The organism is Mucilaginibacter ginsenosidivorax (genome assembly GCF_007971525.1).
GTDB classification, from domain to species: Bacteria; Bacteroidota; Bacteroidia; order Sphingobacteriales; family Sphingobacteriaceae; genus Mucilaginibacter; species Mucilaginibacter ginsenosidivorax.
In genome coordinates this window covers 4,005,777-4,023,162 of sequence record NZ_CP042437.1, presented here as the reverse complement: position 1 = coordinate 4,023,162, position 17,386 = coordinate 4,005,777, and the positions used below count along the sequence as shown (strand labels likewise).

The following is a 17,386-nucleotide window of genomic DNA, read 5'->3' as shown; positions in this document are numbered from 1 at the left end:
TGGCGAAGGCTAAAATCGTTTTAGCATAAGGTTTACTTATTAGCATGGGTATTATTAAACCATTAATACATTTGCTAATCCGTTTTAGCATGACGTATACCTTTCAACAAGGGCATTTAAAGCAATCACCTGTTTAAACAAACCGCCACGCAATACAGTTGCACAACAAACGTTATTGCTTTTGTCACCTGAACTATTGCAAAAATGATCCGAAAACTGCTTTTTATTTTATTGCCAATATTGGCCTTGCTATCGGGCTGCCATAAACATAGTTTTAATAAACCCAGGTTAGACACCTTACTGGTTACGCTGAATGCGCATGAGCAGAATATGGGTAGCATCGCGATAGCAGATAACGGAACGATTGTTTACCAAAAGGCTTTTGGCTACAGCCGAATAAATGGCACTATTAAAACGCCGGCAAATGTTCATACCAAATACAGGGTGGGGTCTATCACCAAGATGTTCACCGCTGTTATGATTTTTCAGCTTATTGAAGAGGGTAAGCTTACGCTAACTACTACATTGGCTAAGTATTACCCGCAATTACCCAATGCAGGCAAGATTACTATTGCCCAAATGCTGAGCCACCACAGCGGGCTTCATAATTTCACCGCTGATTCGGGTTATCTTAACTATATGGGCAAGCCGAAATCTGAAGCGGAAATGACAGCCATTTTTGCAAAGCAGAAAGCCGATTTTGAGCCCGGCATTAAAGCCGCGTATAGCAATACAAATTTTGTACTGCTGGGTTATATCATCGAAAAAATTACTGGTAAAAGCTATCCCGAAGAACTGAAGGAACGCATTACAACCAAAATAGGATTGGAAGATACTTATTATGGCACTAAAACCGATTCGTTAAATGATGAAGCTTATTCCTATAACTACATCTCTGGATGGAGCCAGGTGCCCGAAACAGACATGAGTATTCCGGGCGGCGCAGGAGCCATTGTAGCTTCACCTACCGACCTGGTTCACTTTATCGACGCACTTTTTGCCGGCAAACTCATCAGCAACACAAATTTGGAGCACATGAAACTGATGAAGGATAATTTTGGTATGGCGATGTTTATTTTTCCCTTTGATGATAAAACAGGTTATGGCCATAGTGGCGGTATCGACGGATTTTTGAGTCAGCTTATTTATTACCCGGCCGATAAGCTGTCGGTGGCTTACATAGCCAACGGTATCCGGTATCCTACTAATGAGATTGTCGCGGATGCTTTGAGCATTTATTATAATAAGCCCTTTGCAATGCCCGAATTTAAGAGCGTTGAGCTTAAAAGTGCCGATCTGGATAAGTACCTCGGCAATTACTCCAGCGTTAAAATGCCCCTAAAAATAGCTATTACTAAAAACAAAACAACGCTGATAGGGCAAGCCACCGGCCAAAGCGCCTATCCGCTCGAGGCCAGGGGTAACGATAAATTCGTACTGGATTTGGCAGGGGTTTCACTTCGGTTTGATACCGTTAAGCACAGTTTTTATTACTTTCAAAATGGTGAAACCTATTTGTTTACCAGGGATAAATAGTTGGAAACACTCCATGGCTAAACTGTAAAATTTTCCTATTGCTGTTTCTCCGTTCCCGCAGGGTCTCTCTTGTTATAATACCATCAGGATTACTTGACCCGATAACTATTACCAGCGAATAATTTTAATTTTGTTATAAAAAATACGCATATGATCCTGAGTGTTAAAAATATTGGTGTGTGTGGTTTATTGTTATTGGCATCGCTAAAAATATCTGCCCAAATCGCTGTATCGGCTTTGCGGTGCGAATATCGGGATACACCCGTAGGCATAAATACACCAAACCCGCAGCTTAGTTGGCTTTTGTTATCTAATGCACAAAATGTTAACCAAACTGCTTACCGCATATTAGTTGCTGATGATCCGTTGCTGTTACAGAAAAACGATGGAAACATTTGGGACACAAAGAAGACCATGTCTGATCAGTCTATCCAGGTTATTTTTACAGGCAAAAAACTAATAGCTGCAAAGGTTTATTACTGGAAACTAATGGTTTGGGATAATCACGGTAAACCTTCGGCCTGGAGCAAGCCTTCACAATGGCAGATGGGCTTATTAACAGCCGACGACTGGAAAGGTGCAAAATGGATAGCTTATGAAAACATTCCCGATTCATTGCGCCTGGTACCTGCTATTGCGAATACCGGTGACAGCAGGTGGAATAAAGGCAAAGACATTTTACCCATACTACGCAAGGAAATTAATATAAAAAGGGAAATTAAAAAGGCGACCATATTCATCATCGGACTTGGTCAGTTTGAATTAAGCATCAATGGAAAAAAGGTTGGCGACCACTTTTTAGATCCGGGATGGACGCAATATGATAAACATGCTTTATACGTTTCGTTCGACATTACTAAAAACCTGGTAAAGGGCGATAATGCATTTGGGGTAATGCTGGGGAATGGTTTTTATTACATCCCGGGCGAACGCTACCATAAACTGAAAGGCGCCTACGGCTATCCCAAAATGATATGCCGTACGTTAATTGAATACAAAGACGGTACAACCCAGAATATGGTGAGCGACGAAAGCTGGAAAGCAGCCCCCGGCCCGGTTACATTTTCAAGCATCTACGGTGGCGAAGATTACAACGCCACCTTATACAATAAAGGTTGGGATAAAGCCGGCTTTAACGATACACAGTTCAGGAAGGCAGTTGTTGTATCCGGCCCCCCGATACTTGAAGCACAGGCGGCGGAACCGTTAAAGATATTCGATCAGTTTACTGTTAAAAAAATTACGCACCCCAAGCCAGGTGTTTGGGTGTATGATATGGGGCAAAACGCATCGGCCATTCCGCAAATAATGGTAAAAGGCAAGCGCGGGGCTGTTGTTAAAATTACCCCTGCCGAGCTTTTGGACGACAAAGGCCTTGTTATGCAGGCCCCTGTTGGAAGCCCTGTTTACTTTAATTATACGCTTAGCGGCCAGGGTACCGAGGTATGGCATCCGCAGTTTATGTATTATGGTTTCCGCTACGTTCAGGTTGAGGGCGCGGTGCCTGCAGACCAAGCCGAAAGTTCAGCGCTGCCCGCCATTGTAGAAATTAAAAGCCTGCATACCCGCAACAGCGCTGCTACAATCGGATCATTCAGTTGCTCCAATGAATTGTTCAATAAAATATTTAAGCTGATTGACTGGGCTATAAAAAGCAACACAGCCAGTGTATTTACCGACTGCCCTCACCGCGAAAAGCTGGGGTGGCTGGAAGAAGCACACCTGGTTGGCAGTTCGATACACTATAACTATGATATTGCCACGCTTTGCCGTAAAGTGATAAAGGATATGATAAACGCGCAAACGAAAGACGGTTTAATACCCGACATAGCGCCAGAGTTTGTACAGTTTGACGGTGGTTTTCGCGATTCGCCTGAATGGGGAAGCAACGGTATTATTTTGCCGTATTACGTTTACCAATGGTACGGTGATAAACAAATATTGAACGAGAGTTATGATATGATGACGCATTATGTGGCCTATCTTGAAAAAAAATCAAAGGGCCATATCCTGTACTTCGGCCTCGGCGATTGGTATGATATAGGTCCGGGGGATCTGGGGCCGTCGCAATTAACGCCTGCAGGAATAACCAGCACCGCCATTTACTATTATGATTTAACCCTGCTATCAAAAATTGCCCGGATACTAAATAAGCCCGAAGACGAACAAAAATATACCGCATTGGGCGCCGAGGTAAGAGCTTCATACAACAAAACGTTTTTTAATACACAAACAAGCCAATACGGTACAGGCAGCCAGGCGGCCAATGCCATGTCGGTATATATGGGACTGGTCAATCCCCAAGATAAAAATAAAGTAGTTGCCAACCTTGTGCAGGATATCCGTAATCATAACAATGGTATTACTGCGGGCGACATTGGTTACCGCTATTTATTGAGGGTATTGGATGATGCAGGCCGTTCTGATGTAATATTTGATATGAATAACCGCTCAGACGTGCCGGGTTATGGTTACCAGATTGCACAGGGAGCAACATCGCTTACCGAATCGTGGCAGGGCAACCGTATATCCAGCAATAACCATTTTATGCTTGGTCACTTAATGGAATGGTTTTATAGCGGCCTTGGAGGCATCAGGGCAGATACAGGATCAATAGGTTTCCGCCATATTATCATTCGTCCCGAAACGGTAGGTGATGTAAGCGAGGTGAAAGTAAACTATCAATCTCCGTATGGTAATATTAGCAACGAATGGAAAAAAACACCTGCTGTTTTTTATATGAACACAACCATCCCGGTTAATGCCAACGCAATAATTTATTTGCCGGCTAAAAAAAACAGCTTAATTAGGGAAGGCGGTAAAAGCATCACCATTAATAAAAATATAAAACTTTTAGGATTTAAAAACGGCAAAGCACTCATTAAAGCGGGATCTGGTAAGTACTCCTTTACCGTGGCTGGCAAATAGCAATGTGTGAGCAGCCTTTCTCCGGGGACTTAAATTGTAAAAGAAGAAGGTAGTGAGCTATAGTGGCAGATGTATCAGGGCAAAGGCATCTAAATGGTGGTAATTAATAAAAACGCTACAGATGAGGATAAGTTGGCATAAGTTTTAACAAATTGCCGCCAGAATTGAGGTTATTGAAGACAATTCCAACAAACACAAACAGCCCCCGCTGGCGCAAGCCTCCTTGCTTGTGTGGCAACATGCTTAATATATTCCATAAGTTCAATTCGGCGCGCGAAAATTCCTCTTACGCACTAATCTCAAGCTTATACCCTTTACCGCGTATAACAACGATTTTAATATTGGGATCGGGTTCCAGTTTTTTTCTGAGTTTTGATATAAACATATCCAGGCTGCGCCCCACAATAACGCCTTCGTCTTCCCATATTTCTTTTTGTAGCCGGCTTCGCGCTATGGTCTGGTTGGGTGCCGATGCAAAAATGAGCAGCAGGCGCGTTTCAGTTCCGGTCAGGTCTGTAGTGTTTCCGTTTATTGTGAGCTTACGATTCTTCTCATCAAACAACACCGCGCCCAAAGTAAACATGTCAGTGTACTGATCGTCGGGCAAGTTTTTTTTCGGCTTAACCGATCTAAAAAAAACAAAACCAACAAATGCTAAAAATGGCAGGCTGCCCAGCAGATATCCATTTTTTGCTGTAATTATACCCGCCGGTTTGAATTTAATGTTGATCATGTAACATGCTGTGGGTTGCTTTCTTCCTATACATGCCACAATATCATCTTTCTTATTTTGGGATATAGCGTATCCATAAATTATATCTGAGTTGCCACAGTTTAAAACGTTTACAACATAGTCACGTGCCAGCGGGTCTTTGGCCAACAAACGGCTGGTAGTATTCACCAGCGAGGCTGGTTGAAAAGTAAGCTTATTCTCAAACGTTATCTGGTATTCATTTTCTGCAATTTTTTTTACCGGGAGCACCCTTGATGTACTGTCGCCCGATTGTAAGAGCAGTTCATGGCCGAGCCTGCGGAGCAAAACCTCCCTCCTGGCTATATCGAAGCTGTCATCGTTCTTGATACTGAAAGCCACGCAGATCACAGCTATAAAAGGAAGTATCGTCAAGCCGAACAGGTACTTGCGTTTCCCGGCGAGTAGATTTCTGCTATCTAACATAGTGTCAATATTTTATTTACAAAGTTTACATTTTTATTTACAATCCAAGTTCTTCACGCCGAAATATATCAAAGTAATTTTGCTCCATCAATTCTGATAGGAATCATAAAATGCATGATTAAACATATGTTTTACTTAAAATTTAAAAAAATGAAAAAGCTATTTGTATTTGTTCCGGCTATCGTCCTGGTATTATTTCTGCTAAATTCTTTTGTGCTAAAAGAAAAGGAAGCAAAAAGGAAACCAATAAAAGAAGGCAAATCATCGGCGATTGTCAACGTGATTTTTAAATCTGCCGATGGCGGACAAACATGGCAGGATATTAGTGAAGGACTGCCTGAAAATTTGCAGAGAGAAGGTGTGTGGAGAGATGGTTTATTTGCAAATGACAGTGGGCTATACTTACGTGCCGGAAAAGGGGTTTATCATAGTGAACCAAATTCCACAACTCCTTTTTGGACAAAAGAAATTTTCCCTGGTAACCAGCGTAACATTACCCCCGGCAATAATGGGATACTTGCCTATGATTTCAGGGGTCGTTTTTTACAAAAAATAAACGGGACGAATAATTGGTCGCCCATGTACACGAATTTTCAAGAGCAAGCCGTACGCTTAGACAGAACGGTAGATTGGATGTACAAAAATTATAAAGAGAGAGAAGTACGCACCGTTTTTGAAACTGCCGCAGGCACAGTTTTCATTGGCACCGGCAATAGCCTTTTTAGATCTACTAACGGTGGAAAAACCTGGAAACAAGTGCATCTTAGAGACGGTAGAATGAAATTGGCAGAATCGGACGGTGTACTCCTGGCTACCAGCAAAGATGGAATATTAAGATCGACCGATGATGGCGAAAACTGGGATCGTGTGATTAGCGAAGGTGGCGTTGGCATCGCTGTGGAACGTATAGATGGAGGATTTGCTGCTATAGTAAACAATACAATAACCCAAACAAATAGCGTACACATTTCACTGGATAGTGGAAAAACCTGGAATGCTATAGGCGAAGAACTTCAACCTTCCTGGAGTAGTTCATTAATGAAACAAATAGGCTTGTTTAAATCTTCACCGGAGATTTTATCAATTAAACAAATGGGTAAATATTTAGTATGCGGCCGCTCAGATGGTATATTCCGGTCAGCTGACATGGGCAAAACATGGAAAAAACTTTTACTTCCTGCTGCAGAAAATTTTGGCTTCAATTTATCTGTTTCGGGCAACGTAATTTATGCCATACCAAATAAAGGATGTTAAAAAACTAAAGCTCAGGAATAAGGTGTGTTGCGGATTTAAATCATTGGGTAATTTTTGGAATTTCCTGGTGTTTGATTCTTATTCGTAATGATTCGTTTTAAGTATTAAAGGCTTGCCGGTTACAATACCGGCAAGGCCTAAAATCCTGACTTAAACTTACTCCGATCTCAAACTCTTCACCGGGTTAGCCAATGCGGCTTTTATGGCAGTGTAGCCTACGGTGAGCCAGGCTATAATCAATGAGCCCCCTATAGTTGCGGCAAAAAACCACACACCTATCATTATCCGGTAGGCGTAGTGCTGCAGCCATTGATGCATAAAATACCAGGCTACAGGGGTTGCAATTAAAAATGCAATAGAGATAAGGATGGTAAATTCTTTTGAAAGCATCACCAAAATATCTTTTACAGGCGCACCCAGCACCTTGCGGATACCAATTTCCTTTTTACGCTGCACAGCCATAAATGAAATAAGGCCGTATAATCCCAGGCAGGAAATAAAAATTGCTATGCCCGAAAATATTTTATAAAGCAGCGAAAGCTGGTTTTCCTGCTGATAGGCTGATGCAATGGACTGGTCTAAAAAATTGTATCCAAATATATAGTCCGGAAAATACTGATTCCACAGCTTTTCCATCGCCGGGATAATGGTTGTTGTATGGCCAAGGTTTATTTTTAGGCTTACCATACCATATCCTTTTTTCATCGTAGTCATTACCACCGGCACCATGGGGTCCCGTAACGAATTAACATGAAAATCTTTTAAAACACCTACTATTGGTAACATTTTCCCGGCAACCTTTATCTTTTTTCCGATGGCGGCTTGCGCATTTGGTAAGCCAAGTCCCCGCACAACAGTTTCGTTCACCACAAACTCGCGCATAGTATCCGAAGGTTGGTAAATGCGGCCCGCTGCAAACTGTAAATGGTATAAATTAAAAAACGAGGTATCGGCTTCATTCATGTTCGTAATCATATTGGGCTCGGTAGCGTGATTTTCGGGCGTGCGTAAATCGGTATAATATCCGCCGCCCGCCGGCGATGCCATACTCAGGCTAAAATCCCGTATGCCTGGCAGTTTTAGCAGGTCGTTGCGTAGCGCCTCCATTTTGCTCGCCCCAATACTATCGTTCGGGAAACCGGCATTAATAACGGCATCTTTATTAAATCCTAAATCAGCCATCCGAAAGTAATTCATTTGCGATGCAACAATCAATGTTGCGATGATGAGCGTTTGGGCAATTACAAATTGAAATACAACCAAACACCTGCGAAAAGAAATTCCTTTTTGACGCTCGGCCCCGGGAGATGATCCTTTTAGCACTGTAACTGAATTAAAGCCCGATAATACCAGCGCCGGGTAAAAGCCAGAAAAGGCGGTTACCAGCACCAATGCCAGCAGCATAAATAAAAGCACATTGTTGCTGTACAATATTGTTGTGGCAAGGTGAATATTAAGCAGCTCATTGATATAAGGGATGCAAAACAAAGTAACGCCGGTTGCCACTATTAACGCAAGTAAGCAGGTTATGCCTGTTTCGCCAAAAAACTGCATCATTAACTGCGTGCGGCTGCCACCCAGCACTTTCCGAACGCCCACCTCTTTACCCCGGTTCATGGCCTGCGCGGTAGTAAGGTTAATAAAATTTACACAGGCAATAACCAGCAGAAAAATACCTATTGCGCCTAAAGCGTAGGTCAAATCTTTACTAAAAGTATGCCCGTTGTAATTATTAAACCGCGAATCGGAATGTATTTGGTTCAATGGTTGCAAAACAAGATCGTATCCGGCATTTCCGGGCGAGGTATGTTTGCCCATAAATCCGTTCAGTAAATGGTCAAAATGTTCTTTAGTCTCGTTCGGTGCCAGTTGTACAAAACAATTATCCGCATCATTTATACTTCCCCAGCTGTTAAAATCAGCATAATTACGCATGGTTTCGTAAGACAATACACCTTTTATCGGAAAATCTGTATTCGGCGGAATATCATCAAGGATACCGGTGACCTTAATATTCTGGCCATCCATTTTTAATGTTTTGCCTACGGCTGTTTTCCAATCGCCAAAATATTTAGTGGCTAATTCTTTAGTAAAAAGCGCGGTATTTGGCTCATTAAGCGCATCTTTTATATTGCCTATAGCAAGACTAAAATCAAACATCTTAAAAAACTGCGGCTCAGTAAAAAACAACCCATTTCCTTCGTTAAATTTTTTTGCAACTGATCCGTTAGCCGATGGCACTAAAACCTGCACGTTATAATCGGCCGCAATAGCCGCAACATTAGACAGTTGCTGAAAATCAGACCGCAAGGCAAAAGTAGTAGGCACAGTTACTCCCGCCCGGTAGCCATCGTCGGCCCGGTTTTTTGCGGCGCGCACTACCCTGTAAATGCTGTTCTTTTTTGTGTGAAAAGTATCGAAACTTTGCTCATATTGGATAACCAGGAATATCAGCAGGAAAGCCGCGAAGCCAACGGCGAGGCCAGAAATATTAACAAATGAGTTAGATTTCCGTCGGCCCAGGTTTCTGAGCGCGGTTTTAAGATAGTTCTTTATCATACCTTTTCGTTCATTTCATTGGTTTCCGGATCAGAAAACAACCAGATGGACTTGTCGGTTCCTAAATTCTGATTCATTTAAAATACTCACCAAGAAAATGCCAAGCTTGTAAATTATTATATATCAACAAATTAAATAAAAAACCACACTACTTGTTCGTCCGGTTTTGATACACGCATGTTCGTTTATGGATTTGCCTGTTCTCCAGATTAAAGGCTCGTTGGTGTTGTCACTGTACCAACCAAAGTTGTAGTTCACATAATCCTTTAGTTGCAAACCTAATATAATACAAGGGCTTCGGTGAGCCGACAGAATTTAATGTGATTGGGGATAGGACTTATGGGGGATTTTAATATAGATTTGTTTACCGCGCTCTGGTGAGCCCTTATAAAAATGGAAGCAGTGATATTTTGCGGTATTCAGGCAACAGGAAAAAGTACCTTTTTTAAAGAGCGGTTTTTTAATACGCATATGCGTATTTCTTTAGATCAGCTAAACACAAGAAATAAAGAACTCAGGTTTATTGAAACTTGTATACTCACATTTCAGCCTTTTGTGATAGACAATACCAATCCCTCTCCGGAAGAAAGGGCAAAATATATTGCCATTGCAAAAGCAAATAAGTTTAAAGTGATTGGATATTATTTTCAATCAAAAGTAGCCGTTGCATTAGCGCGTAATGACCAACGGACGGGTAAAGAAAAGATTCCTGAAATTGGAATAAAAGGAACTTATAAACGACTGAACCTGCCACAGATGGATGAAGGATTCGACGAACTATATTATGTAACAGCCGAGAATAATATGTTCACGGTAAATGAATGGTCAAATGAAATTTGATGAGCTGGATGTTAAAATGAGGGTTTATGAAACCTCTCAGGACCGCTGCGTTTTACCTGGTATGTACATGGTAGCCAGAATTGACGGACGAGGCTTTACCCGGCTAACAAAGGAAGTGCACCGTTTCGAGGCGCCTTTTGACGAAAAATTTCGCGATTTAATGGTTGAAACGGTAAAACATTTGATGAATTGCGGTTTTAACGTAATTTATGGTTATACCGAAAGTGATGAAATATCATTACTCTTTCATCCTGATGAAGGTCTTTTTGGGCGAAAGACCAGGAAATACATTTCCATACTGGCGGGAGAAGCGAGTGCTAAATTTTCGGCTCTTTTGGGAAACGTAGGAGCCTTTGATTGTCGGCTATCAGAACTTCCCAACATACACCTGGTTGGGGATTATTTCAGGTGGCGTAATGAAGATGCGCACAGAAATGCGTTGAATGCGCACTGCTACTGGCGTTTGAGGCAAGATAACTTTAATGCAAGAGAAGCTACCTCAAAAATTGAAGGGATGAGTATTGCAGCCAAAAACGAATTACTGTTTCAATACGGTATTAATTTCAATAACCTTCCTGCATGGCAAAAACGAGGAATAGGTATTTATTGGAAAGATGTAAAAAAGGAAGGCTTTAATCCAAAGAACAACGAGCATGTGTTAGTTGACAGGCGGAACCTGCATACTGATTTTACGCTGCCCATGAGAGATGAATATGACCTATTTATACATGACCTGGTAAACAAGTACGAGGACAAAGGCTAAGTTGGAGACAACGCTATAGGCGTTTGGAGGAAATAAAAAAAGGAGGAACACCCGATTCCCCACTTTCTTATTTCCTCCAAACACACTACAACATTTTCCATTCTGCCAATTCTCAAATTCTGAAAATTCTGATGCCGACAGCCCCTACTTCGCCGCCTGCAAAGTGGCTACCATTTTATCAATAGTATCCTTATTTATTTTGCCAACAACCTGTTTTTGGGCTTTCAGGGCATAGGGCAGGGCTTTTTTGTTATCGCCAACGGCCATGTACCCACGGGCCATACCTGTGTTGGTTAAAAACTCGTCGGGGTGTTTTTGGTAATCAAGCTTAAATACCTCAAGCGCTTCCTGACCTCTGTTTTCAGCAATAAGGCTTTTGCCATAAAAATAAAGGTCGTTAACATCGGCAAAAGGCAGGGCAGTTTTCATGGTGGCAGTTGCTTCGGCGCTGCGGCCCAAATCACTCAATATTGCCGCCTTGGTTTTCCAGGTCTGGAATACCTGGTTGCCGCCAAAATTTACACTGGTTGCGGTATCGGCCCATAGCAGGCCTTCTTCCAGGTTGGTTTTATTTTGGGCGCAAAAGGCGGCGGCCTGTTCCCAGCTTTCCCAGTTAAAGCCCTTGTTGGTACGCAGTTCTTTCCTGAATACGGCAAGCTGTGTGGCAGGCAGGTCAACATCAACCTTAAACGGAATTACCAATTTTTCCCATTGTAATTCAATTACTGCGCTGGTTGGGGTTTGGTCGGCAAACTCGTATTTAAGCCATTCCACACTCGTCGCTGCCGGTACTGGTTTCACTTTTACGCGCAATACATCCTCGGCCTGGTTATAAAAAAAGCTGCCCCACGAGGTAGCGTTTTTTGAAAATATCAGCGTACTCTCATCAGCGCCATAGGCAATAAAAAAGCCATACTTACCGGCAGCCAAGGGCTGGCCTTCCACCTTTACATCGGTAGAAAACTCGATGGTGGTATTTTCATTGGCCCCGGCCCGCCATGGTGCTGCTTTTGAGGTACCAAAACCCAGGTCGGCATAGCCATTATAAACAAGCTCGCCCCAAATATGTCCGTCGCGCTTATTCACATGCGGGCGGCTGTAGTTAATGGTTACATCGGTAATGCCTATCATTTCGGTAACGGATGCTTTTTTATTGCCGCCGCTTGGTATTGATGTAAGCAGCTGGGCGTGGGTAAACCCAGTAAAGGTAAACTGGATAACAACCGCCATAAGGGCGGCAATCAGTAATTTTTTCATTGTATAAGCTTTAAAGGTGCGGTTGAAAATTGAATAATTAAAGCTTGATTTTATTAACAACAAGGGCAAATGATTTCAACCCTTGCCCCGTTATTTTTAATGCTTGCCCTTAATATCTCAACTTCCGCTGTATGGGCTGGCAAGTAATTGGTTGAATATTGGGGCCTTTTGGTTGAAAATCAGCCGCCCAAAACAAAAAGCTTTGTACATTTAAAAATGAATTTCATTAAAAACATGCCCACGCTTACACGCCTGCAATGGGTGATATGGATAGCGGTGTTTTTTATCATCTTTTTTTCGATACTGCCGGTTGATGGGTTTAATCATGCCAGCATTTTTACTGTTATCAGTGTTGCGTTTTACCTGCTGGTTATTTATGGCAACATTAAATTTCTGTATCCCCGCTTTTATGAAAAAGGGCATCGTGTGCAATATGTAATTTATGTGGTGTTATTACTGGTTATTGGCGGCGTGGCGCGTGGCTTTTTAATCATGTACTCGTACAACACGTTTTTTGCCAGCCACCCCGAAAAAATGACTTTTAGCATGATGCTTAATTTTGTGGTAGCCGGGTTTATGACCTATTTGCTCAGCTTTATTTTCAGGATAGCGCTGGCTTACTTCGAAATTAAGCAACAATCAGAAAAAATACTGGTGCAAAAAAGCCAGGCCGAGCTAAACCTGCTTAAATCGCAGGTGCAGCCGCATTTCCTGTTCAACACCCTCAATAATATTTATTACGAGGCTTATGTTGATTCGCCCCGCACCGCCAAACTGGTAGAGCAGCTATCCAACATTATGCGCTATTTTGTGGATGAAAGCCCAAAAGACGAGGTATCCGTTAATACCGAGATCCAGTTTTTGGAGAATTACATCGCCCTGGAAAAAATAAGGATCAGGCATGAAATAGACATCAATTTTATACAGGATTGCAGCCCGCACCTGCAAATACCGCCCATGCTGCTCATGACATTTGTTGAAAACATTTTCAAGCATGGTATTGACAAAGCCAGTATCGACAATAAAATTGAGCTGGCACTGGTGCAGCAAGGCCGTTACCTCACATTTGAAACCAAAAACCGTATTTTTAATCAAAAAACTGATGCCGCCGGCGGTTTCGGGATCCAGAATTTGCGCAAACGGCTTGATCTGTTATACGGCAATAAATTTGAACTCACCATCAGCAATACCGAAGAAATGTTTACGGCCTTCTTAAAAATTCCATTAGCATGAATTTAAGCTGCATAATTATCGACGACGAACCAAATGCGGTTAAGCTGCTGGAAATGATGGTTGGCCAGTATACCAAATGGGCGCTGCTGGCCAAATGCTACGATGCACTGGAAGCAATGGCGTTTTTAAAGGAACAAAAGGCCGATTTTATTTTCCTGGATATTAACATGCCCCAGCTTACCGGTATGGAACTGGCCGGCCTGTTATCAAAAGATACCAAAATTGTTTTTACCACGGCCTACTCACAGTACGCTGCCGAAAGCTATACCTTCCAAACCATCGATTATTTATTGAAGCCCATAACGCTTGAACGTTTTTTGGCCGCGCAGTTAAAAATTGAGGCTTATTTTTCAAAGAACCAGGCCAGCGAGAAAATACCGCCCGCTGTTGGCAACGAATACTTTTTTGTAAAATCGGGCAAGGAACTGCGCAAGATCCTGCTCGATGATATTCAGTATTTTGAGGGGCAAAAGGAGTACGTGCGCCTGGTAACCAGTACCGAGCAACTGCTGATATACCGCCGCATCAAAGACATTGACGAGCAGCTTTCGCCACCATTTGTACGTGTGCACAACTCCTATATTGTAAACACCCGCCAGCTTAATAAAATAATGGACAACCACATTTACATAGCCGGCAAGCAGATACCCATCAGCGAGAAATTTAAAGATGCTTTTATGGGGGTGATACAGCAGCGGATATTTTAAAATGCGGGCTGCGCCAACACCGGTTTAGCATCTTACATTTTGCCCTTTTCTATACGGATATAGGTAAGGTCATAGGCAGTAACCCACGTTTTGCCACCATCGGCCGATGTTTCATTAAATTGCCTCACTTTGTTGGCCCCAAGGTTGTAGAATATAAACCGGCCGGTAAGCGGATGCCCCTGCGCATCTGCAGTAGTAAATGTAAAGCGCATGGCACTATCCGCATATTGGCCATTAACAAACTCCTGTATTCCGTTAGCATAGTTACCAACCCAGGTCTGTTTCCATTTGCCGTTAGCCCCATCAATAAAATTTAGGCTTTTGCCGCTGCTTGAACCGTTGGTGGCCTCCCAGTTTTCTAACAAAGCGCAACCGCCAGATACCATTTGCACCAGGCTGTGGCCGGCAAGAGTATTTGTGCCTGTTGGATACACATTCCATTCGCCAACCCAAAAGTCAAACTGCCGCGCCTGCGCATTTGCCATGCAGGGATTTAACGTGAAATAAACTTTTTGGCGTATTTGCTTAAAACCGGGACTATTCCTCAATGAGCCGAAATCTTTTAAAGTATCCATTTCGGCCAGGTTACTATAGCCATAAGCCGCGGCACTGTCAAGATCATTAACCGAAATGGCGATTTTACCTTGCAGCGCATAAACCTTGGCCATGCGCGAATAAATGATAGCCTTAAGCGGCGCGGCAACTTTACCCATCAAGGCTTTTTGATAAGCTATTATAGCCGCATCGTAATTGCCCAGGTAATATTCACAAAACCCCAGGCGATTCCAGGCCAGGCCATTGTGCGTTGTATCGGCTAAAACCAGTTTGTACTGTTTTTGAGCACCCGCCCAGTTTTGTGCAAAAAAAAGCGAATCGGCCTTTTTTATACCCGGTAAAGCAACCTGCGCTTCGGCCCGGAACACCGGTAGCACCAACAGTGCCAACGCCATCACCAGCAAAATGATTTTCTTCATAAACTTTTATTGATATGGTAAAAATCCGCTAAAAGGGTGTATAAAAATTGTACAAAAGCGAAATTTGGGCATAAAGTGCCGTAACAAAGATAGAATTTGAGCATCTTTATGTAAATGCAGTTTCAAAAAAAATACCCGGCGGCAGCTTTGACTTCTTTTGTGAGGCATTACTGGTATTTTGAAATTGGCGAAGATGAGTTACCGTTTTCGCAATTAAGCTTTCCGTATGGCGCTTTTGAACTTATTTGTTACCTGCAAAACCCCAATACCATGCGCTGGGTTGGCAGCGTAAATGATTTTATTGAGCCCGTTATTTTTTACGCAGGGCAGCTTACCCAACCATTTATAATGACTTTTAATAAAAAATGCGTGTGTGTTGGTGCAAGCATGCAGCCATGGGCCGGCAATGTATTATATGGCACCCCATCGGCCGAGTTTACAAACCAACTTGTGCCCCTGCATGAACTTGAGCCAAACGATGGCTTGTATGAACGGTTAAAAAACTGTACAGATAAGGAAGCTCTATTTAAGTGCCTGGAAACTTACCTGCTTGCCCGCCTGTTAAATCAACAGATCGACCCTTTAATTTTTAACATTGCCACTCATATTGTAAACAACCCAATGCGCGGAGCGTTAGCGCCTTATATTACCGATGTAGGTTTATCGCGCCGCAGGATAGAACAGCGGTTTATAAATGCCACGGGATTATCAATGGGCTTGTTTACGCGCAAAGTGCGTTTTCAAAAAGCTGTTTATTTGCTAAAACAACCTTATCCTGGCTTAAACCTGAATGCAATAGGCCTGCAGGTTGGTTATTATGATCAATCGCATTTTATTGATGATTTTAAAACCTTTTCGGGGATGTGCCCCGGAGATTTTGTTGCCCAAAACACCGAATTAAAAGGAGTGTTACAAGAGCTGGTGCTGGCTTAGCATCGTTTTAAACACGATAAATGAAATATGGAAAATAACGCCGCATACTGGATCAACAAACTAAACCTGATGCCACACCCCGAGGGTGGTTTTTATAAAGAAGTTTTCCGGTCGGAGATTGAAGTGAAGGCGGCTTATAGCAACAAGCTAAAACAGGCCATCACGTCTATTTACTACCTGTTGGAAGGAGATGACTATTCGGGTTTCCACAGGCTAAAGTCCGACGAGATCTGGTATTTTCACAAGGGGTCGCCATTGCATATCCATGTACTGACTAACGCCGGATTGCTCCAAAGCATCGAGCTTTCTGACCTTGAAACCGGCAACCTATCCGTAGTGATCCCGGCGGGTTTATGGTTTGCGGCCGAAATTCCATCCAAACAAGGCTATTGCCTGGCCAGCTGCGCCGTTGCACCAGGTTTTGATTTCAGCGAATTTGAAATGGCCGAAAAAGATGCGCTATGCAAGGGTTATCCGCAGTATGAGGGCTTGATAGGCAGACTTTGCCGTTAGGAGTTACGAGCTACCGTCATTGAGGTACGAAGCAATCCCGAACTATGTGGGGCTTGGCATGTCGGGGATTGCTTCGTACCTCGCAATGACGGCCATTTGATATTGACAATCTTGTAGCTAGACATAGCACATATGCAGGTTCGGTTTGCATGGCAACGAGATTGCCACGCTATCGCTCGCAATGCCATAATTTCCTAAACGCTACCACACAAATCAATTTGATTTACGCGTTAAAGTGGTACACAAAAACTATCTCGCCGGTAAAGGCCGGTTTCTTTTGATCTTTAATTTCAAGGGTGGTTATCATGGTGGCTTTAATTGGGCCGCGCAGGTTTACCAGGCCGCCAAGTTTTACTTTTAAGCGCACTTCCGAATCAACCAGCACGGCCTGTCCAAAACGGAAGTTTTCAATGCCGTAGTTAATCTCCATTTTCAGGTTTTCAACTTTCACAATCTCTTTCCATAAATAAGGCACAAGTGATAGGGTGAGGTAGCCATGGGCTATAGTTGCACCAAACTGGCTTTCGGTTTTAGCCCTCTCCGGATCGGTGTGAATCCATTGGTGGTCTAATGTGGCATCGGCAAATTTGTTGATCTGTTCCTGGGTAATTTTGTACCATGACGAAACGCCAAGCTCGTTCCCTATTTGCGCTTCAAATTCAGCGAAGTTATTGATGGTTAACATTGATGGTCAGTTTATTGATTAAAAGTT

At 42.8% G+C, this 17,386-nt stretch carries 14 protein-coding genes; 9 read left to right on the top strand and 5 right to left on the bottom strand.

What is annotated here, in order from left to right; translation table 11 throughout:
- Positions 1-204 precede the first annotated feature (204 nt).
- Both FSB76_RS16910 and FSB76_RS16905 read left to right on the top strand, forming a co-directional pair.
- Positions 205-1,536 (top strand): serine hydrolase domain-containing protein, encoded by a 1,332-nt coding sequence (locus tag FSB76_RS16910; RefSeq protein WP_147055327.1) that lies wholly within the window; start codon positions 205-207, stop codon positions 1,534-1,536.
- Positions 1,537-1,686: 150 nt separating this feature from the next.
- On the top strand, positions 1,687-4,464 hold the full coding sequence (locus FSB76_RS16905) for a family 78 glycoside hydrolase catalytic domain (RefSeq protein ID WP_147055325.1): 2,778 nt from the start codon (positions 1,687-1,689) through the stop codon (positions 4,462-4,464).
- Between the two features lie 286 nt (positions 4,465-4,750).
- Here FSB76_RS16905 and FSB76_RS16900 read toward each other — a convergent pair whose 3' ends face one another.
- The gene (locus FSB76_RS16900; RefSeq protein ID WP_147055323.1) at positions 4,751-5,641 is read right to left on the bottom strand and encodes a winged helix family transcriptional regulator; all 891 of its coding nucleotides are present in this window, start codon (positions 5,639-5,641) and stop codon (positions 4,751-4,753) included.
- 150 nt (positions 5,642-5,791) lie between these two features.
- Here FSB76_RS16900 and FSB76_RS16895 point away from each other — a divergent pair, with 150 nt between their 5' ends.
- Positions 5,792-6,895, top strand: a complete 1,104-nt coding sequence (locus FSB76_RS16895) for a WD40/YVTN/BNR-like repeat-containing protein (RefSeq protein WP_225976229.1) — start codon at positions 5,792-5,794, stop codon at positions 6,893-6,895.
- A gap of 156 nt (positions 6,896-7,051) precedes the next feature.
- Here the strand turns inward: FSB76_RS16895 and FSB76_RS16890 are convergent, their stop codons facing one another.
- Positions 7,052-9,454 (bottom strand): ABC transporter permease, encoded by a 2,403-nt coding sequence (locus tag FSB76_RS16890; protein ID WP_147055319.1) that lies wholly within the window; start codon positions 9,452-9,454, stop codon positions 7,052-7,054.
- Positions 9,455-9,847: 393 nt separating this feature from the next.
- Here FSB76_RS16890 and FSB76_RS16885 point away from each other — a divergent pair, with 393 nt between their 5' ends.
- Positions 9,848-10,294: an AAA family ATPase gene (locus tag FSB76_RS16885; RefSeq protein WP_147055317.1), complete on the top strand. Its 447-nt coding sequence runs from the start codon at positions 9,848-9,850 to the stop codon at positions 10,292-10,294.
- Positions 10,284-11,057, top strand: a complete 774-nt coding sequence (locus FSB76_RS16880; RefSeq protein ID WP_147055315.1) for a tRNA(His) guanylyltransferase Thg1 family protein — start codon at positions 10,284-10,286, stop codon at positions 11,055-11,057. The genes FSB76_RS16885 and FSB76_RS16880 overlap by 11 nt, the downstream gene beginning before the upstream one ends.
- A gap of 144 nt (positions 11,058-11,201) precedes the next feature.
- Here FSB76_RS16880 and FSB76_RS16875 read toward each other — a convergent pair whose 3' ends face one another.
- Positions 11,202-12,314 carry a DUF2911 domain-containing protein gene (locus FSB76_RS16875; RefSeq protein ID WP_147055313.1) on the bottom strand — a complete coding sequence of 371 codons (1,113 nt, stop codon included), beginning with the start codon at positions 12,312-12,314 and terminating at the stop codon, positions 11,202-11,204.
- Between the two features lie 216 nt (positions 12,315-12,530).
- On the opposite strand from FSB76_RS16875, the gene FSB76_RS16870 reads away from it, so the two are divergent.
- The gene (locus FSB76_RS16870) at positions 12,531-13,547 is read left to right on the top strand and encodes a sensor histidine kinase (RefSeq protein ID WP_147055311.1); all 1,017 of its coding nucleotides are present in this window, start codon (positions 12,531-12,533) and stop codon (positions 13,545-13,547) included.
- A complete protein-coding gene (locus FSB76_RS16865) occupies positions 13,544-14,254 on the top strand; it encodes a LytR/AlgR family response regulator transcription factor (RefSeq protein ID WP_147055310.1) in 711 nt (236 codons plus the stop codon). The genes FSB76_RS16870 and FSB76_RS16865 overlap by 4 nt, the downstream gene beginning before the upstream one ends.
- 32 nt (positions 14,255-14,286) lie before the next feature.
- Here FSB76_RS16865 and FSB76_RS16860 read toward each other — a convergent pair whose 3' ends face one another.
- Positions 14,287-15,228, bottom strand: coding sequence for a tetratricopeptide repeat protein (locus FSB76_RS16860; RefSeq protein WP_147055308.1), 942 nt, complete (start codon positions 15,226-15,228; stop codon positions 14,287-14,289).
- A 114-nt stretch (positions 15,229-15,342) separates the two neighbouring features.
- Here FSB76_RS16860 and FSB76_RS16855 point away from each other — a divergent pair, with 114 nt between their 5' ends.
- On the top strand, positions 15,343-16,161 hold the full coding sequence (locus FSB76_RS16855; RefSeq protein ID WP_147055306.1) for an AraC family transcriptional regulator: 819 nt from the start codon (positions 15,343-15,345) through the stop codon (positions 16,159-16,161).
- Positions 16,162-16,188: 27 nt separating this feature from the next.
- Positions 16,189-16,674 carry a cupin domain-containing protein gene (locus FSB76_RS16850; RefSeq protein ID WP_147055304.1) on the top strand — a complete coding sequence of 162 codons (486 nt, stop codon included), beginning with the start codon at positions 16,189-16,191 and terminating at the stop codon, positions 16,672-16,674.
- Positions 16,675-16,897: 223 nt separating this feature from the next.
- Here the strand turns inward: FSB76_RS16850 and FSB76_RS16845 are convergent, their stop codons facing one another.
- Positions 16,898-17,359, bottom strand: a complete 462-nt coding sequence (locus FSB76_RS16845) for a MaoC family dehydratase (protein ID WP_147055302.1) — start codon at positions 17,357-17,359, stop codon at positions 16,898-16,900.
- Between the last annotated feature and the right edge of the window lie 27 nt (positions 17,360-17,386).